General features: G+C 46.4%; 12 protein-coding genes and 5 pseudogenes. 2 read left to right on the top strand and 15 right to left on the bottom strand.

Translation table 11 applies throughout. The features are described from left to right. Positions 1 to 49: 49 nt before the first annotated feature. The 12 genes and pseudogenes from FEK42_RS22625 to tnpA form a co-directional block, all read right to left on the bottom strand. Positions 50 to 415, bottom strand: a complete 366-nt coding sequence (locus tag FEK42_RS22625) for a hypothetical protein (protein ID WP_130210728.1) — start codon at positions 413 to 415, stop codon at positions 50 to 52. Further along, positions 412 to 645 carry a hypothetical protein gene (locus FEK42_RS22620; RefSeq protein WP_240780278.1) on the bottom strand — a complete coding sequence of 78 codons (234 nt, stop codon included), beginning with the start codon at positions 643 to 645 and terminating at the stop codon, positions 412 to 414. Before FEK42_RS22620 ends, FEK42_RS22625 begins: the two co-directional genes overlap by 4 nt. 266 nt (positions 646 to 911) lie before the next feature. Further along, the gene (locus FEK42_RS22615) at positions 912 to 1,658 is read right to left on the bottom strand and encodes a hypothetical protein (RefSeq protein WP_130210730.1); all 747 of its coding nucleotides are present in this window, start codon (positions 1,656 to 1,658) and stop codon (positions 912 to 914) included. Between the two features lie 24 nt (positions 1,659 to 1,682). Further along, the gene (locus FEK42_RS22610; protein ID WP_130210732.1) at positions 1,683 to 4,400 is read right to left on the bottom strand and encodes a hypothetical protein; all 2,718 of its coding nucleotides are present in this window, start codon (positions 4,398 to 4,400) and stop codon (positions 1,683 to 1,685) included. Positions 4,401 to 4,415: 15 nt separating this feature from the next. Beyond that, positions 4,416 to 6,773 carry a type VI secretion system Vgr family protein gene (vgrG, locus tag FEK42_RS22605; protein WP_130210734.1) on the bottom strand — a complete coding sequence of 786 codons (2,358 nt, stop codon included), beginning with the start codon at positions 6,771 to 6,773 and terminating at the stop codon, positions 4,416 to 4,418. Then, entirely contained in the window at positions 6,770 to 6,931 is a 162-nt protein-coding gene (locus tag FEK42_RS22845) for a hypothetical protein (protein ID WP_165382800.1), read from the bottom strand. Before FEK42_RS22845 ends, vgrG begins: the two co-directional genes overlap by 4 nt. Positions 6,932 to 7,092: 161 nt before the next feature. Then, positions 7,093 to 7,227 (bottom strand): annotated as a pseudogene (locus FEK42_RS22600) (type VI secretion system tube protein Hcp); the annotation flags it as partial. 98 nt (positions 7,228 to 7,325) lie between these two features. Next, positions 7,326 to 8,972, bottom strand: a complete 1,647-nt coding sequence (locus FEK42_RS22595) for an OmpA family protein (protein WP_135491846.1) — start codon at positions 8,970 to 8,972, stop codon at positions 7,326 to 7,328. Further along, positions 8,972 to 9,661: a type VI secretion system protein TssL, short form gene (tssL, locus tag FEK42_RS22590; protein ID WP_130259224.1), complete on the bottom strand. Its 690-nt coding sequence runs from the start codon at positions 9,659 to 9,661 to the stop codon at positions 8,972 to 8,974. Before tssL ends, FEK42_RS22595 begins: the two co-directional genes overlap by 1 nt. Continuing rightward, positions 9,658 to 11,007 (bottom strand): type VI secretion system baseplate subunit TssK, encoded by a 1,350-nt coding sequence (gene tssK, locus FEK42_RS22585; RefSeq protein ID WP_130259225.1) that lies wholly within the window; start codon positions 11,005 to 11,007, stop codon positions 9,658 to 9,660. Before tssK ends, tssL begins: the two co-directional genes overlap by 4 nt. A gap of 53 nt (positions 11,008 to 11,060) precedes the next feature. Beyond that, a pseudogene (locus tag FEK42_RS22580) lies at positions 11,061 to 11,327 on the bottom strand (type VI secretion system contractile sheath small subunit); the annotation flags it as partial. A 1,545-nt stretch (positions 11,328 to 12,872) separates the two neighbouring features. Next, a pseudogene (gene tnpA / locus FEK42_RS22570) lies at positions 12,873 to 13,291 on the bottom strand (IS200/IS605 family transposase). A 22-nt stretch (positions 13,292 to 13,313) separates the two neighbouring features. Here tnpA and FEK42_RS22565 point away from each other — a divergent pair. Beyond that, positions 13,314 to 14,284, top strand: a pseudogene (locus tag FEK42_RS22565) (transposase). 55 nt (positions 14,285 to 14,339) lie between these two features. Here FEK42_RS22565 and FEK42_RS22560 read toward each other — a convergent pair. From FEK42_RS22560 to FEK42_RS22545, 3 genes are all read right to left on the bottom strand, one after another. After that, positions 14,340 to 14,750, bottom strand: a complete 411-nt coding sequence (locus tag FEK42_RS22560) for a type II toxin-antitoxin system death-on-curing family toxin (protein WP_240725487.1) — start codon at positions 14,748 to 14,750, stop codon at positions 14,340 to 14,342. Continuing rightward, positions 14,719 to 14,940: a type II toxin-antitoxin system prevent-host-death family antitoxin gene (locus FEK42_RS22555; RefSeq protein ID WP_135491845.1), complete on the bottom strand. Its 222-nt coding sequence runs from the start codon at positions 14,938 to 14,940 to the stop codon at positions 14,719 to 14,721. Before FEK42_RS22555 ends, FEK42_RS22560 begins: the two co-directional genes overlap by 32 nt. A 543-nt stretch (positions 14,941 to 15,483) precedes the next feature. Continuing rightward, positions 15,484 to 15,639 carry an MbcA/ParS/Xre antitoxin family protein gene (locus FEK42_RS22545; protein ID WP_240725573.1) on the bottom strand — a complete coding sequence of 52 codons (156 nt, stop codon included), beginning with the start codon at positions 15,637 to 15,639 and terminating at the stop codon, positions 15,484 to 15,486. 2,793 nt (positions 15,640 to 18,432) lie between these two features. Here FEK42_RS22545 and FEK42_RS22840 point away from each other — a divergent pair. Further along, a pseudogene (locus FEK42_RS22840) lies at positions 18,433 to 18,552 on the top strand (AAA family ATPase); the annotation flags it as partial. Between the last annotated feature and the right edge of the window lie 204 nt (positions 18,553 to 18,756).

Below are 18,756 nucleotides of genomic sequence, written 5' to 3'. Positions count from 1 at the left end.
GATTATGCGGGATACTTACATCTTTGCCTGAGACTTGCACTATTTTTTTTTAAAATATCACATTGGGCACAGACATATTAGCATTCACAAATGGAGTAGGATTAGTGATGGTATATTTAAGGACATTCTTTTTAATTGATATAGTTGCCTGACCAATACCCCCAAATGTACTTTCAAAGTCCACAATTCCAACATTATCTTTGATTATACCGTTAATGTTTCTATCATTGCCTTCAGAACAGTCAATTCTATTTCCGTCATTAGTTATAAAGCAATATTTACCAACAAGATGAGCACCATCTTCGTCTAAATCCAATGTTAGCGATTGTGAGTCATTCTCCTTTACCCAATGACCAGAAAAATTAGCTATTGAGTGAAATGAAATAAAAATTAAAAGCAATAATATTCTTTTCATATATCAACCCTCAAACAATCATTAACTCTATTTATCCAGCCATTGAGGAATTTAATCTGTGCATTAGGTTCACCGTTGGTTATAGTTAAAGAACGGTAATAATCCTTTCTGATTTCTGCAATACGTGATAACAACTGCTCTTGATCTTCAACTGCATTTATACAATGAGTCATGTCATCATCCATTATGTAATTTACTATCAGGCGATTATTGTATTCATCATGAAGCATTTTTCGTATTCATTTGGTGTAATTATCACGACCAGTAATCTGTAACACACCTCTGCATTTAAACAGCAGGATATCCTTGATATAGTACCATTTACTGGTGTGATTACCAGATCACAACCATATTCAACTGTAACACTATTTGCATTACTGACTTTAGATACATAAGAATTCTTCTGATATCCTTTAGCTTTTAAAATCAGTTCTGCTGATTTTTTAGATATCCTCTAAACGCCTAAGTCAGTATAAAAGTCCAAAATAATATTGCTTTACTCTGTAATCATGTCATATTTCTGTGTTTGCTTATTAAATATGTAATTAACACTAATATCCGGCCCAATACTGTAACAATTCAGGTGAATCTGAGCTCCATCGTTTTCTAAGTTTTGAAAAATAGACGTCATATATGAACCAAATTCACAGCCATTCAATTGTGGGTTAATGACTTGTATTAATTTACCACTTACTTTATCAATTACATTTACTTTATTGATAACAATACCTTCCTCCCCCTCTATATATATCCCAATGAAAGCATGCTGTTTAGTTTGCCCCCAAAATGGAATATCCAGTTCTTTAGCCTCCCCTTTCAAAACACCATCACTAAGTCTGGATGTCTCCCTTAAGTCCACTTTTAAAGTGGAGCGAGCATTGCTCCATTCACCTGAAAAACCAACAGAGTTTCGTGTTAACTTGAAAGGACATTTTGCAATTTCAAACTTCTCACCTTGAATAATATATTTATCGAAACTCTCATTACTAACGGCCTCACATAACACAATCAAATTTGATTCATTCACACCATATAGTGGAATGGAGGTTCTATGATTATCGTAATAATAATTTCCCTCTACGTTCACATTTTTCCCAAAGTCATAATACTGGAGGGATAAATGCACAGGATATTTCCCTATATAACCTTCATAATTATTTACTACGTATGGAACGTATGCTGCCTGAATTGAAGCACTTAGCGACAGCACGAAACAGCCTAAAAAAGCTTTAATTTTAACCATCGTCTAACCTTGATTTTCAGTTAATTAAAATGCATCAGTAAAGACGTTAGTTGATTTGATTCTTTCAAAATGTTCCCGACGTTTTGCATAGCTAGTTGTATTTAAATTCACTTTTGCTGTTATTTTATCCACTATTGAACCTGTATCCCCTTGATCAGCAATGTCATAAAGTTTTTCGCGAAGCCAAAAATAAATAGCTGATCGCATACAGTAAATTCCTTCCTCAAGCAATGATGGATTCTTTATAAAATCAATATCATCCACCCAATTCTTTTTATAGTAATCAGAAAATCCTTGGTAATTTATTTTTCCTGTAAGATGAATACCTCCTCTACCTCTATATGCACTACCATCACCTGACGAAATATTTCCATTTCCTAATCTATTAGCATAAACTCTATCAGCAATAGCAATCTCATTTGCATGCTTCGTAATTCTTCCATTAAGTTTCGTATATGAATATTCATTTGCTTCTACAGGGTGTCTTCTAAAATAACTAAAGTTTGCCTTCAAACCCTCTTCGCTATAATTAAGGGCTTCAACAGGGCTAGCCATCCCTCCCATCTCTTCTCTTATTTGAGCAAAAAAATGATTGACTCTCAATACATTGTCTAGTTTGTATTCAATCGCATGATTATTAATTTCATCGGCAATATCCTGAAGAAATGAAAATTTCGCTGGTGATCTTAATCCATTGAATACTTTATAAAGCATATCCACTGTTATATGAACAATACGTTTATCTCCTATAGCCTCCAAAAACACCACCGGATGCATATGCCACGGCTCCGGTCCCAGCGCCACGCCCTTCTCAGACACTGCCTTCATCCACGTCATCTTATCCAGAAATGCTTCCAAATACGTTTTCCATAACGGTGCATCTCCGGTTAATGTATCCAGATAGTTTTTCCACAACGGGTCATCTTTACCGTAGTACCATTCACTGGCGTGTTTCGCAATTACACGGTATAAGCGATCGCGGTAAGAGATATTATGGATCGCCTGAAGATACTCCTGCTCCGAGTAATACCCGTCCTGGTTATTGTCTATCATCTCCAGCAGTTGCTGGTAGTTATATTTGTTCAGGGCATGAGTGGTACGCGTTTCATCCTGTGCTGCTTTATACAACTGCTCCAGAATACCCTTAACCACGTTATACGGTTGTTTTATCCCATCAATCAGGTCAAAGCTCGTTGGTGCTTTATTCAGCGTCACAAACCCCAGCTCGCCTAACGCGTACTGCGATACCTTTTTTACACTGGCAGCAGGTAACCAGCCACCTTCCGGGCGTATCTGATAATACGCAGCATCCTGGTTACTGGTCAGTGTATTCCCCCCGGCATCAACGCCAGGGACTTTGGCCAGCGTCAGAATTCCTGAGGCTTTTGTTTTTCGACTGCCCGCAACCATTCCCCGCTCACCCTTTTCAAATAATGGAGCGTTGGTTTGCCAGGTCAGATACACTGGCGCATCCTCTCCTGCTCTTCCGGGGTTGGTGATGAACTTTTCTATATCATCCATGCTCAGGCACTCTATATGTACCTGGTAGCGCGAGCGTTTACCGTTTTCCTCAGGTAGCTGATAAAAACCCATATGGCCGAGATTAGCCCCTGCACTGACAGTCACAGGGACTGGCGGGACATACACATCATTAAAAACGGATCCACTACCGGATGCTGCTGGTGCAACCGGCGTCAGACTGTCGCCGTCTGATACTACCCATACCCGGTCGCCCTTTTTCAACTTATCCTTATCCCGGCCCAGAGTGACCAGACTGAATGTTCTTGCTGCATCGCCTGGATTCTTACCTGGACGGATGATCTGCTGTGCGGTATTACCGGGCTCGTATGAAAGCGGGAAATCGGCTGTCAGTCTGCCTGCATTTTTATCTTGCAGCACATCGTCACTGCTCAGATAGTACGCCCAGTCTGTACGCGAAGTGCAGTTCACCACGCCTTCTGACTCATTAGTGTAAGCCGGAGTACATTTTGCCCACCAGGACGGAACGAGTGCTGATTTAACAGCCTTCAGAGCCCCCCTGTCTGATACCGTCCAGACTTTTGTTCTCGCTGCAAGCGTGTCTCCCGCTACATTTTTCGTCTCTCTGATAATGGTCACTTCGGTAAACTGACGCAGGTCGCTGGTGCGGGTCACAATAGCGTCACTCAACGTGACTACCGTGTCTTTATTCAGTTTTCCGGCTGCGCGGCATGTCTGCACATCTTCCGCACTGGTGTAATAGCGCTGGACGCCTGCCACTTTTCTGTCCGCCTGGCTACCCTGTTGTTCATAAGCAGCATAGGGCGCCAGATTCATGTACAGCGTAAAAAACGTCAGTCCACTTTCTGCGTTATCAGCCGGCTGGATATAATGTTTCACCAGCACAAAAGAGGTCGAAATGAACAACTTTTCACCTCGCCATTCAATCGCGGCACTCTCGTAATCCTTGCATACCCGCCAGGCAACTATTTCACCATCGGCCATACAACGAATAAATTGCTCCCCTTTATAAAGCTCACGACAATATTCATTCTCAGCTTCACTGTCAGTACTCAGGGCGCACCAGGGAATGGTGGCATCAGTAATATGAATACCGCCATGCCACATTCCCTGACTTCCCACCAGATACAGTCCTGAGCTTTCCCCTCCGATCATCGATAACAACGCTTCCACAGAGGAAAAGGCATGGCCATTTTTGTTTGACGGTACGGGGTAACTGATTTTGGGTAACTTTGCTGTCATAAATCCCCTTCCATGCTATTCACTGCTCCATTTGGAGGAATTTTTAGCCGTGACCGTAACGTCTGTCATTTTAAAGTCCGGTGTTTCCAGTGGCAGGCTGCTGCCATTTCCGGGCACCAGATAGCTCGCTACCTTCATCACCATATTCCCTTTGGAGCCATGCTCAATCCCGTTCTTACTCAGTCTCAGGTAAGAGCCGCCACCGTTCAGCGTCAGCGTTTCCGGGGTGCTGATAATAATTTCGTCTTTACTACAGGTCACCGTCAGCTGTTTTTCAGAAAACAGGGCCATCGTGTTGTGCTGAGCCTGAATCTCGATGTCTCCCTGGTTGGCAACCAGCTTCGCCCCGTCTTTATGGACAAACAGACCAAGGGCTTTTTCCACCGTTACCGACAGATTTTTCATCGCACCGATATCAAGATGTTGACCGGCATTGATCATGGTATTGCGGGTACTGCTGAGCTGAAGATGTTCACCTGAGGTAAACGCCACCCCCTGCGGAGCGCTACCCAGTAGGACCGCAGACTGGAGGTCCCTGATTTTGTCAGTCACAAGACTAATCTGAGTATTGATATCAGAGATCAGGGCTCCGGCGGCTTCAGCGGCGCTGTTCAGCGCCTGCATCTGGCTGTTGGCCTGATTAATCTGACTTATCGCAGGGGCCATTTCCAGTACCGGTCCCTGGGCTTTGGCCTGGGCATCAGCCGTCAGGAACAGCCCTTTTGCCGCACGTACAGCACCATGTTCATCCGTTCGCAGTTCGAAACCGGCTCCGCGCTTTTCACGCTGGCCATTGACCAGGTGTCCCATGTTCAGTTGCGTTTTGCCATATTCCGTCGCGAGCTTGATATGCTCTTCCTGGCGCTTATCCTCCATCCGCAACTTATTGTTCGCAGGAGTGCGCCACACGTTTCGCGTATGGTTGTCACTGGTGACAGGGTCCGGATGTTCTGAGTCGTGCAGGGCATAGGCGATGTAGGGACGATCCGGGTCTCCGCTGTCAAATACGACGGCCACTTCCGTTCCGTCGATAAGCGGTGAGTGGAAGCCGTACGTATCACCGGCATAGGGCCTGGCCAGCCGCAGCCACAAACAGGCATAACCCTGTTCAGTACTGTTGCGGTCAAAGTCCAGTTTTACCCGGTAGCGCCCGTCCGGATCGAGCCAGGAACAGGTGTCACCTTTCTGTGTGCTTTCCACCCGGGCCGGAAGCGAGCCGGATATCACCGGGCGACTGAGCAGCGCCGGACGATAACAGACGGTTTCGCTATACGGGATGCCTTCAAAGGTCAGGGTAAAGCTACTTTTTCGTGAGCCACTGGTGCGCACCGTGGTGATGACAATGCCTTCTTTCACGGTATCGGGAAGCGTTCCGTCAGTTTCCAGTACCTGACCCGGAGCCAGATGAGGGCTGGAGGAATGCCCGCTGACGTGATATTGCGCATTCAGAATACGTTCGTGACGCAGACGGGCAAAGTATGCCCCGGTCTCCGGGCTTTCAGCGTCACCTGCTGTCAGGAAAGGTTCAGCATAATGGTATGTTTCTCCGGTGGTGATCCCTTCTTTGCTGAAAATGCTCTCGATACTGTCCTGAGGTTGTAGCGCTTCACGGTAGTTGTAGTCCCGGGTGGCCACACCTCCGCTCACCACGTTATATGCGGTCTGAATATCCCAGATGCTCTCCTGCCCGTTGTCACTCATCCCGGCCTGGTTGCGTAACGGTAGCGTGACACCAAATTCATACTGCTGCTGGCTGTCCTGGAAAATCACCACGTCCTGTTCAAGACGGCTGTCCATTTCATAGCGCCAGTAAATGCCCACTTCTGCCAGCAGACGCTGGATAAATTCAAGGTCGGTTTCCCGCCACTGGGTGATGAGCTCCCGGGAGGGGTATTCGCGGGAGAGGCGGAACTCGAAATCAGGCCCTTCCAGACAGTGTTTACGCAGTACCTGTTCAACCACTTCAGTGACTGACTGATTGAGGTAGATCTCGCTCCCTTTCGTATAGCCCAGAAGGGCAATACGGGGAACGATCGTCAGCGCGTAATAGGTTTCATCGTTCGAGGTAGACACGCGGCGAAACGACTCAACCACGCCAAATACCGTCCTGACCGGCTGGGCCGGAGTTCCGTCAAACACGGGTGTCTGGAAAGTGAATGAAGCGGGCTTCAGCAGTAACGAGTCACAAGCAATATCCGCAGAAGAGCTGGTGACCGCCACGTTATAGCGCCAGGGCTGGCTGAGTGATTCAACGGCGTTGTAACGTAACACATCCAGGAAATGGTCGCATTCATGCACTTCAACCCGGTACCGTGATTGCCCTAAAAGCTGATGTACCAGGCTGGTAGCCTTGTTGGAGAGGGAACTGCTCATGACGGCTCTCCTTCTGCCTGCTCCAGCAGTTTCAACAGCCAGTGCTCAGGCGTGATTTCCGCATGCGCACGGGTCTGACATAAAAAAGCCGCCCCCTCCAGTGCTCTGGCGCAATAAGGGGTAAGTCGTCGTAGCAGGACTGCTGAATGATGTTCCATTTCGTTCCCTCTTGTTCAGGCACGCTACCGCCCCTGGCCGTCAACCGATGCCCATAAGGTTCATGCCGATAAATTGTGAGACTGCTCTGCAAAGCGTCCGTCTGACAGGCGCTGTGCGGAGTAAAAAAAAGGCGGGCAGAAAGGATCTGCCCGCCAGAGTCTTATGCTGTGGTGCGTTCGTTCCAGGAATTGGAATGAATGATGTTGCCGTCTTTGTAGGTCCAGGTGATTTTTTCGTAGTGCAGCTCGATCTGCTCAAGGTGGTTATGCTTCTCGAAGGAGGCATCCTTGATGTCAGCGCCGCCATCGTCTTTCAGCCACAGATAAACTGGGATTGCCATGTTTACTTCTCCATTTCTTTAGTTGAAACGTCACGTACATCCTGTGACGTGTGTTACGCGCCAGGCAGACGACAGGCGTCAGCCTGGGGTACCAGACTGATCTCGACACGGCGGTTATGCGCACGGCCATCAGGCGTGTCGTTTGATGCAACCGGTCGGCTGTCACCGTAACCCTGCACGTCAATGCAACTTTCCGGTACGTCCCAGGTATCACGCATCCAGTCACGAACGGCCTCCGCTCGTTGTAAAGACAGGGTCTGGTTGAGCTGAACGCTGCCGGTATTGTCTGTGTGGCCACTGACCACGATGAGCCAGCCTGGTCTGGCTTTGATCCCCGCCAGTGCATTGACGAGTATTTTGGTAGAACCGTCTTTGAGTGCCGATTTGCCGGAATCAAACAGCGACATGCCGTCGAGACGAACAATTTTCGGTACTGGTTTTGGTTTAGATGCTGGTTTTGGTTTAGGTGTTGGTGGTGGAGTCCAGGTATCGATAGCCTGTTGCAAGGCCAGCCACAGGCGTAGCCCCGGGTAATAGCCCAGGCTGTAACGCAAAGGTTCTCCCTGACGCTGCCAGCGTTCAAGCAGGAATGTATCCTGCTTCAGGGCGACCAGTGATTCTGCTTTAGGGCGATAGTGGTTCATCGGGATTGCATTCCAGCGCTGCAAATCGGTGCTCACCTGACAGATCAGGTCACGGTTATTGAGCGCAGAAATACCCAATGCGGTCAGAGCACACACCCACATCAGCAGGACCAGGCGACGGGTACGGTGCCCCCCCTGCACCGTTGATGCAAAAGGTGCCAGCAGCGGCAGAACTGCATCCGGAAATAAACTTTCCGGATCTGTTTGCCCAGGCTTTCGGGAAAACTGCAAACAGGTGCGGGAATATAGCCAGTCGGCCCAGACTGACTGGGTTTCGGGAAGGACGGTACCGAGGCGCAGTGCCACGGAAAACGCTCGTTCGGGCGGGGTTAACCGATCAGGTTTCTCAAGCTCATCAGTCAGGGTTTTACGGATAAATGAAAATGCCTGACTGATCACGGGTAGCGCCGTAATATTGTCATTAGCCTGCAACCAGTCGATGAAAGCCTGCGGCGAATCATTTACCGGACATACAATCGGTTTGTCACCACGAACGATTATCCACGGAGTCTCAGGTCCGGAGAATTCGGCACTCACCACAACCGGTAGAGTAAAACCCGTCAGAGTTTTGATTTGTTTACTCTGCTGGCGGAGCGTCTTTAATGTGGAGCGCAGAACAGCTTCATCCTGATAATGGTCTGGCAGGCAACGGTACATAACCGAAAGCTGACCGACCTGGCGTGGGAACTGCGTCTGTATGCTGCGGACAACATCCGTTAACCGGCTGACGTCATCGGCCCGGAGCCACCAACCCTGAGCTGTTTTACGCAGAGGACTCCCCTGAAACAGCGCACCCAGCCCGTCACCGCATACCAGTACAACGGGGCCCTGGGTGTCGAGTAGTGGCAGGTCAGCAGCTGAAACGGAGGTGTCGGATACCGACTGCTCCCGGCTGCAGTTATTAAAAACAGTCCAGTCTGCCAGCAGGAGGATCAGCACCGTGGTCAGGCCTTTAAACACGTTCCCTGTTGGGATGAAATACCAGAGCAACCACAGCAATGTGGCAACAGCTGCAAAGGTGTGCAGGGCAACCGGAATAATGACTGATCTACGCATTAGTTACGTAGCTCCGGTATTTGTGCTGACAAGAGTGCCTGGAGCCACAGATGACCGCCCCACCAGATAACACCGGTAAGGATGATGGCAAGCGCTATCCAGAACCAGACTGAACGCATCAGACTCCAGCGATGTTTCCCCATCCGGTGAACAATCAGTGACAGGCCTGCATCAGGCGGAGAGCATCGCTCAGACAGGGCTTTGACGACTTCATCCCGCTGCGACTGACTGACCGCCTTCAATCCGTACACCCCCTGAAAACCCAGTGCAATTACCCGGTGATAACACGTCAAAACGGCCGGGTTCGGTGAGGGCTGACGCAGGACCTCTGCAATGCTATCCCACAGAGCCTCACCTGCTCGAAGTGATCCGAAAAATCGTGCCTGAAGCGGGACTTTACGCCATGCCACCTGGCCCTCATCAACTTTCGGCTCTTCTCCTTCCTCACACTTTTCAGGCTTACGGCTCATCACCGCCTCGTCCAGCAAGGCACATTGTGCGTAGGAAATATGCCCGACACTGTCCTCGTCATAACCGGCACGCACCAGCGCTTCCCGCACACTTTCAACCTGTTTAACGCACTTGTTGTAAAGCGCACTACCATTGAGCGTGACGGCGCCTTTCTTCAGCATGGTGACGGTGAGCCAGGTCTCTGCCATCAGCTGGTCGATATCGATATCCTGTTTCATGAGCGCAATACCGCAAACAGTTCAAGTTCCAGTGCGCCAAGCATTTCAGGCACGTAGAACATACACACGCCCTGCTCCTGCATTTCATGCGCAGCGGGGCTTTCCATATCAAGCGCGAAGTACTGGTTTTCCATGCGTACAGGCAAAGCCGCCGGGACCCTGCTGACAGGGATCAGAGGGATCCCCTTGAGTGCAACACCATAGATCTCATTGACGTCATCAGGTGAACCCGCCTGACAAAGTGCCGGGAATTTATCGGCAACCTGCCAGGCCGGTATGTCTGAGCGAACAGAGAGGTAGAGGTCTGCCTCTTCGCGCAGACGAATATCGTGAAGGTTTGCTTTCCAGGTTTGGCCATCCGGACGGGACATTTCCAGAGCAATGACCCTGGATGGCAGACTTGCCTCAAGCAACCCCGAGATCAGGTCAAACAGCGGAGGAAACGTATTGGCGGGATCCTCGTGGTCATATCCCGGTATGGCGTCGAGATCATGGTCCAGGGAAAAGGTCAGCATGCTTCCTGCCAGGCGTGCAAGCTCAGCCCACACCTGTTCAGGCGGACGGGAAGGAAAATGTTCGTATTCCGTCAGCACCCCGGCGTGGGAATTTAGCGCATTCAGCAACCAGAAAAGGGAAACATCGGCGACGGCAAAATCGGCAAGTCTCTCGTTGCTCTCACGACGCATTGTCATCAGACGCTGGCGTCGGGAACGTAACTGGCGATTTAACAGCGCCAGACGTTCGCGAAGAACCGGGCTTGCCGAAAATGACGCAACGGGAGGGATGAAAGACGGGTCCAGTAGCCACGCATTATGTCCGTCCCGGATTAGCCTTGCTACAGGGCAGACTTTCCAGGAATCATTACTTTCATGGGCAAACCGGATGGAGAAATTGAACCGGGCAACTGCCATTGATTCTTCTTCAGGCCCAAATGCATCCGGCAACGTCACCCATTCTTCGCGATAGCGAAGCGGTCGATCCGGGAAGATGCCTTCCTGCTCAACGTTGGCAACACCCGGCTGCATATGAGGCAGTGCGATAACGACAGTTACTGCATCAAGACCTGCCAGCTGACTGGCATCTAACTCACGCGGCGCCGGAGGCAGATCGCTTCTTTGCGCATCAATCAGCGTTCCATCTTCCAGCCAGAGACGTAACTGCGTAATCTGGATCAGACCCGATGAAAGAAGACTGTCGTTAAACTCAATCTTTTCCACACCCCAGGGGAATGCAGATGCCAGTGCGGTTGCACCGGCGCTGCGAAAAGACTCCCATTCTGCCTGCTGCTGGAACTGCTGAGGGGACAGTAAAGCCCCCTCGTTCCACAATGGACGATAAATTTTCATCTCTGCGCCTGCCTTATGCTTTTGCTTTCGGCATCTGAGATACCCGCGACAGATTGACGTCCATACCCTCTCAGGGGGTTAGCAACATCAATACTGATCTCTGGGTTAAGCTCGGATAGAACGCTATTAAAGTTGTGTTTTGAAATAGTTAACTTGCTGCGTTCAGAAAGCGGGAGAGTTTCTTTGCCGTTGCTGAAATTTCCCACCGCGAGAAGTTTTAAGGGCAACTCTACTTTCTTTTGGGCAGAACCCGTGTGCAGGTCAGGCTGGATGTTGACGCGTGCTTTTGGCACTTCATTCTGGAAGCTGGAATCTGCCATATCATTCCCTTTGTTGGGCAGTGGTGATAGTTACCACGAGGTATCTTTACAAAGCGATGATAGAACGTTTTGCTAAAAAATATCAACTTTGCAGATCGAAAATCTATAATTGTAATTTTATTAAGAATTTTCATCTACTCTGTAACAGAGCGCATCTCTAAGTATTGGGGTAAAGGTTTTTTTGTTCACTCCTTATGTCGTCATTTACAGAGGGATTAACTATAAGTAGGTGCCTTGGCGGTTGAATGTTTCATATGTGACTTTTTATTGGTTAAGATCAATGCAATGAGTGTGATGACTGCCTGGTGCGGATGTGTGCCTTTGCACTGATAACTCGCTGTAACAGTTACATTTTTTGTTACATGTCGTTGTGATAAAAAATTCGAAAGCGGACTTATAGGAAAAACATTGTAAGTAATGGACGGTATTTCGTTTTAAAAACTATCTGATTTGTATGACGTTGAATAAGTTACGGGTTATGTGGCAGGTTTCAGCATCAAAATCGTTGTTTCTCAACCGGTCGTTTACGAAACCGCGCCCGTGGTTACTGGGCGCGGAAAAATCCAGGTTTCCGGTGAAAAAAACTATACGGCATTTCTTAGGGGGTCTTGACTCAATCGGATAACCTAAATGCGATGACCACTGACTTTAAATCAGGCCCTTACAAATCAGGAGTGGTTAAATAATGCGCTTAACGTACAAAATTTTCCACTTCCCAAACCGACCCCACATACGGCTCGCGAGTCCTGCGGACAGTGTCTGTTATGATGATGGATGCAGGGCTACCTGCGGCAAACTCCGATTCAGCCATGAAGCACACTATACCGGGTGCGCACTTTCACTGGATCCACTACACAGGGTACAGCTTTCACTTCAGTATCATCACGTTATCAGAGCCGATCATCATTCACGATACACTGTACCAGGTAAAGTTTCCTAACCGTGCCGTCATGCTATCAGGTATGGTGGCAATAACGTGATCCACTATACCGGGTGAGGATCACATTCTTGGCTAAAATACACACAAGACACCCAGAAAAGGCAGAAGAAAATGGACTGCATCGGGGTAATGGGGCTGATGCTACCCGGTGTAGTGGAGATACACTATACCAGGTAAATCAAAGCGAGAGGAGAAGGATATCCACTATACCGGGTAACACAGGCAACTACGTTATCAGGCATCGATTATGGCTTCATGTTTCTCTTCAGAATATTCAGCACGTAATCGACGTTTTCTTTGTCTATGGAGTATTCCAGAAAACCGCTCTCTTTAAGCTGGCCCAGTGCTTTTTTAACCATGGCATTCTGGTTTCCAAGGTGTGAGGACAGTTGCAACCGTTCACGCTCGACGAGATTGCAGAGGCTCGGCACTATATGGAGGCCAATGGTCAGGTAGGCAAAATAGTTATGGTCGTAGAGTAATTCTTACCGCAGTATTTTATTAATGATTTTGCTATAGCCTGGAAGATATCCGGGCTTTTTTATTATCCAGTGCGCCTTATATCCCCGTCATTCAGGGCGGGGATATAAGGCGCGGTTTTTCACCTAACCAGGTGTTTGCTGTTGTTCAATGTATTGGCGGATGACGGATATTGGCGCACCTCCGCAGCTACTGGCAAAATAGCTGGGACTCCACAAAACGCCTTTGTGGTAATACCTGACTGCAATATCTGGTCGATCTCGTCGCAGTAATCTACTCGATACGCCTTTGAGGCTGTTTACCAGACTGGATATCGCCAGTTTGGGTGGATAGTTAATTAACAAATGGACGTGATCTGGTTCGCCATCCATTTCAACCAGTTCAGCTTCAAAATCAGCACATACATTTGAAAAGTAAGTGCGTAGTTTTTCTGTCGCGTCATGGTCAAAAATCTGGCGTCTGTATTTGGTTAGACAAAGACCAGGTGAACATGCATCAGGAAAACACAGTGCCTTCCGCGTCGGATATCGGTTTCTTTTTTCATAGACCAAAGTATAGTTTGCCCTGTGAAGCGACTACAAGCATTTAAATTCCAGTTAAGACCCGGTGGTCAACAGGAGCGTGAAATGAGGTGCTTCGCAGGCGCGTGTCGTTTCGTTTTCAATCGTGCTCTGGCGCTTCAGAATGAGAATCATGAGGCCGGTAATAAATACATCCCTTACGCGAAAATGGCTTCCTGGTTGGTTGAGTGGAAAAATGCCACTGAAACACAATGGCTTAAAGATTCACCCTCACAGCCATTGCAACAGTCACTGAAAGACCTTGAGCGAGCCTACAAAAATTTCTTCCAGAAGCGTGCGGCTTTTCCCCGATTCAAAAAGCGGGGACAGAATGATGCATTTCGCTACCCGCAGGGCGTTAAGCTCGATCAGGAAAACAGCCGTATTTTTCTGCCGAAACTTGGCTGGATGCGCTACCGGAACAGTCGTCAGGTCATGGGAGTTGTAAAAAATGTCACAGTCAGCCAGTCCTGCGGTAAGTGGTACACCGTATCGTAAATATCCGCAGGGACTACCTTCACAAAGTCACAACGACAATCAGCAAAAACCACGCAATGATAGTCATTGAGGATTTGAAGGTCAGCAACATGTCAAAGTCAGCCGCGGGTACGGTCAGCCAGCCGGGGCGCAATGTCCGGGCAAAATCAGGTTTAAACCGTTCGATACTGGATCAGGGCTGGTATGAAATGCGCCGCCAGCTTGAGTACAAGCAGCTCTGGCGTGGCGGCCAGGTGCTTGCTGTTCCGCCAGCGTACACAAGCCAGCGTTGCGCGTGTTGTGGTCATGCAGCGAAAGAGAACCGCCTGTCACAAAGTAAATTCAGATGCCAGGTATGTGGATATACTGCGAACGCCGATGTAAACGGCGCTCGTAACATTTTAGCGGCGGGACACGCCGTTCTTGCCTGTGGAGGGATGGTGCAGTCAGGCCGCCCGTTGAAGCAGGAACCCACCGAAATGATTCAGGCGACAGGCTGAACGTAGCAGGGATCCTCGTCATTCAGGGCGTGGAGGATGTCAATAACTCCACTTCTTAAGTGTTGGTCCCATATAACTCACGTAGCTTTTCGGCTACTGAAGATACGGGGATCTCACCAGTGGCCGCACCCACGGTAAGGTCTACCAGCACGGGAGAATCATAGACCTGCACACCGTTACGGCGCAGAAATAACAGCGCACTGTTTAGCGCGGTGCGCTTATTTGCATAATTGAAGATACGCCATCTCGCAGTAGCCACCAGGTAGGTTGCGGAGACTTCAAAAAGGGCGATGATCTCTTCATATACAACTCTGGCTTGGGCTCTCCCGATAATGGTTTCTGCCCTATCCGGATCCGACATGCCCGGTAGGCCGTAGTGGCTTATATTCGTATCATGAAGCGCAATAAGCTCTTCCTGTGATATATATGCCTCATTATCGGTTAACCAGTTCCTTGTTGGTGGAATCCAGTGTGTCAAACAGGGATGCAAATTCGGCATCCTGCGTCGCTTTTTTGTAGGCTTCGAAAGTAACCTTGTTGACAATTACAGCTGGCTCGCGGCCTCTGCGGGTGATTTCAACCTTTTCCCCGGCTTCAACATTGTTGAGCACTTCAGTAAGGTTGCCGCGTGCGGTACGGAAGTTGATGGATTGCATAAAAACCTCGTGTACTCGTTATGTGTATACAATCATGGGTTTTAATGACACGAAATACCACTTCTTTGCGCCTTAAATTATCGGGCAATCGTCAAATTTCCCCAATCCTGGCATCATTGATGTGAGTGATCACACCAAACACGGCATTACTGCCCATGCATCCATCGTCATCCTTTGGCAACCTTCCTCCTTCCAGGCTCTTAAATTCTTCAGGTGCTGACGCGGATACTTTCGGTATCTCTTTACGCTATAGCACATACAAGCAGTGAACTATCAACTGGTGCGAGTGTAGGGGCTCAATGCTAATGTCTATTTGAGGACTGCAGATGTTTTCCTCGGCTGGGTAAGTTGTTAACCCCAGAATTTGGGCCAAGTATTGTATGTGGCGAAGCTGGTACAGGAACAAAGGGATAACCGTCGTTTTAAAGCTCTTCCATCGGTGAATAGCCCCGATGTGACCCGGAACAAGTCTCAGCATTCACGGGATGAAAACGATTTGCTTGATGCGATGATAAAACTACAGAACGGCTCTGGGCAGAAGGTCTAAGAATACACGCCTTGCTCTAGTCGTGTTATTAACGCTATTACCGTTTGGATTCCTGATTCGCTCCCCATAAGTTCTTCAGGGGTTTGCCACCGTAACGCTCGGTTGGGTTCATGGCACCACTTTTGGGCCGCACTTTCGTTACCTTCAAACAATTGCGTAGCCAGTTGATGGACATCTTCTCTGTTCAAGGAGTCAACTCCACTATTTAGTTATCGTTTTCTTAATCTGTTTAATGACTGGATATGAACTTCGCTACTCATTTTAGCAATGAGTAACAAGTCAATGTATCAGATGCATTCGTGACTAATACAAATAAATGCGTATAACCATTTGACAATAAAGGTTTAGATGAAAAAAAGAGAGAGTGAAATCGAATTTCACTCTCTCCATTCGGGCGCTAGGCTGGTTAGCCTCATTAAATATGATGTAACCAACGCGTCCCCCTGTATGCTAGACGCTTACAACTATAATCACTGTACATCATGGATGCAACTTTTTTGCTAATAACATTCAGCAGAGGTTGCAATGAAGTGTATGTATGTCGAACGCTACCAACCTGCATCAGTCAATGGAACCTGTTGAGTTGTTCAGCTATATCGACGTTGTTTGATTTACTTTCCATTGCCCATACAGTACTGACCGCGTATCTATAGAAAGGAGTGGTTTATCATTGATTGTAAATCATAAAAATGGCAGCCTCACCAATTATCAGACTCTGTTTGTCCGACAATATCTCAAATGATACAACCAGTTCTAATCAAGATAAAAGAAAGGTGGTTTAATATAATAACCTAGGCAGCACTCCATTATATCCCTTTTATTATTAACGAAAACAACCGAACAATCGTTGGACATGATCTTTTACATCCAGTATACCAAACAACTCTCAATTTAAACTGAGAATGTAATTTGATAATAACTATCCAGATACTGGCTGGCGAGAGAATTTAACATATGGTAATTATATGTTCTATAAATAATTATTTCGCCATTTTAAATCCTATTAATATTATCTGGGTTATTTACACTGAAAGGAAAATATTTACTTTATTAGTGGATGGTGAGTGGAATTGTAAGTGTTTTAGTTGGTGCTTATATTTTTTTTTGATATTAAAAATATATGATTGATGTCTATTATTTCCTCAACAATCTGTTCCCTGGTGTTACCATTTAAAATAGCCATGGATAATAGCAAGTAGCCCGTTTTAGTTCCAAGTGTTTTTTATCGCGCCCAATAAAATAATGGTGTTGTTGATATTCTTCAGGCCTAATATGAAGAGGTAATGACATTAGATGTGCACGGTAGGTACGAATAATAGAAATATCGGTTCGTTATATTTTACAGAGTAAGTTATGCGTTAAACTATCAGATTCTTATATGAGCACATTGCCCTTGCATAAATACAATTGCAATAATTTTCTACTCGAATTAAAAGATCGGTTTTGGAGATGGAAAAGTAACTTTTATAAATTTTGAACTATCGATTTAAGCTTCTAAACCATCCATTAAACTATTGTCCTTACTTGTATCACTTTTTAACCAAAGTCTCCAGGGTTTTCTCAAAACCCCTGAGCCTGCTAACGAAAATTTTACTGCTTAAAAAAAACGCAATACTGCAATCAGTATCTGCGATATGCCGAGAAACTTTCGCGAAAAAACGTCTTTGCGTGATTATATCTCTGATTGCTTAGGATGACTACGACATAGGGTCACTTTTTCCTTAAAAATGGCCCTATGTGCACCTCGCATAGGGTCACTTATTGATGAAAAGTGACCCTATGTAATCACGATATAGGGTCACTTTTTTTAAAAGTGGCACTATGTACAAAAATCATAGGATCATTTTTCTCGAAAAAGTGGCACTAGATATATGTATAACTTAAATGGCAAAACAGTACTTATCAACTCACAATAATACCAATACCCATTGTCAAAAAAGCTACTTTTATGTAGCATTAGAAAACATCCTCATACGACCCTCCCATTCCCATCTGACGTGCTTTTCAAACTGTTAACTTCCAGCTGCATTCCAGGCATTCAAAATGCCTCAAAAAAACACAAAAAAAAGTCCCATTTGTGAAAAAAAACTGATAATCTCTTCGGTATGGTTATTTTAAATCAAGAGGTCGCATATCTAATTCGAAACTATTAAAGTCACCGGAGATATCACTCAGTTTGTTGTGTTCACAAATTTATGTGTTTCGGGAAGAAACTGAAGACATGATCACAATTTACTGGATCGTGTGGAAGGAAAGGAGTCATCAGGAGATAAAATTACCGTGACCAGGCAATACGGTGAAGAAGGAGTATCTGGGGGTGTATGTACCAAAAGTTGCATTATAATTGGTAATGCAAAGAAAGTTACAATTACATGGCATAAGTTTAGCACGTATAAAACGAGGTCACTGAGTTACATTTAAAAACTTGTTTTTGTAATGAAGAGCGAAAATATGCGAAAAACACATTTTGTGAACCATGCGATCTGGGAATATTGGATGGTTGCGGAGACGGACGGATTACTATAACCATTACGGCAAGAATGTTCTATTTTAACAGCACGAAATTAAGAGGCTTTGATGATGTAAGTACCGCTATTTCATTATTGTTTAGAACAGTTAATGTTGACGAGTGTGCCCCAATTTTCTTATCTGCTAAATTTTCTCCTGCACAGTTAAACTTCGGCAATCAGAATACTATACACTTTTACAAACATATTTTTGAAATGAACAGCTCGTTTACTCTGGAATATAAATTAAATTTTCTGGATTATTTGTCGGTTAGCGATTATAACGTATATGGTTTACAGTATTACTCGAAGTCTCAACATGTAAAGAGAACGCATAAAGAAAATACCTAACGTTTATTTTATTTACCTTTTTGATTATTTTGTCGAAAAAAAATAAAACAGAACTAAAGCGTGCGGATATATATATCTACGGGATTGTCCACCACACTGAACATCAAAAGAGAAAGCTGCCGGTTAAAGGAAAAACGCAAAGTGGGAATGCTGGCAAAAAACGCTACGCCAATCAGTGATGATGAAATGGCGGAAACAGACATCTGAACCTGGCTCTTGACAGATTGTGTAATGGTTCATGCTAATGTCACACGTGATAATACCCAGCCAGAAAGGCTGGGTATTTCCGATGACTACGGATACATATCAATGAACACTTCGCGCAGATAAGAGTATTCCTGCTTATTCTGACAATAGTATTCCACTCTCAGCGTGCTCTGATCCACGCCCTGCGGGGGCATATCACAGCCC

The sequence above is a fragment of the Escherichia sp. E2748 genome (assembly GCF_005781125.1).
Classification (GTDB): Bacteria; Pseudomonadota; Gammaproteobacteria; order Enterobacterales; family Enterobacteriaceae; genus Escherichia.
The sequence above is the reverse complement of the archived record's forward strand: the minus strand, read 5'-3'. Positions and strand labels throughout refer to the sequence as shown.

Bases quoted from the DNA above. Each gene is read 5' to 3' on its own strand.
- FEK42_RS22625 (WP_130210728.1), bottom strand. From the start codon at position 415: ATGAAAAGAATATTATTGCTTTTAATTTTTATTTCATTTCACTCAATA.
- FEK42_RS22620 (WP_240780278.1), bottom strand. From the start codon at position 645: ATGCTTCATGATGAATACAATAATCGCCTGATAGTAAATTACATAATG.
- FEK42_RS22615 (WP_130210730.1), bottom strand. From the start codon at position 1,658: ATGGTTAAAATTAAAGCTTTTTTAGGCTGTTTCGTGCTGTCGCTAAGT.
- FEK42_RS22610 (WP_130210732.1), bottom strand. From the start codon at position 4,400: ATGACAGCAAAGTTACCCAAAATCAGTTACCCCGTACCGTCAAACAAA.
- vgrG (WP_130210734.1), bottom strand. From the start codon at position 6,773: ATGAGCAGTTCCCTCTCCAACAAGGCTACCAGCCTGGTACATCAGCTT.
- FEK42_RS22845 (WP_165382800.1), bottom strand. From the start codon at position 6,931: ATGGAACATCATTCAGCAGTCCTGCTACGACGACTTACCCCTTATTGC.
- FEK42_RS22595 (WP_135491846.1), bottom strand. From the start codon at position 8,972: ATGCGTAGATCAGTCATTATTCCGGTTGCCCTGCACACCTTTGCAGCT.
- tssL (WP_130259224.1), bottom strand. From the start codon at position 9,661: ATGAAACAGGATATCGATATCGACCAGCTGATGGCAGAGACCTGGCTC.
- tssK (WP_130259225.1), bottom strand. From the start codon at position 11,007: ATGAAAATTTATCGTCCATTGTGGAACGAGGGGGCTTTACTGTCCCCT.
- FEK42_RS22555 (WP_135491845.1), bottom strand. From the start codon at position 14,940: ATGCAATCCATCAACTTCCGTACCGCACGCGGCAACCTTACTGAAGTG.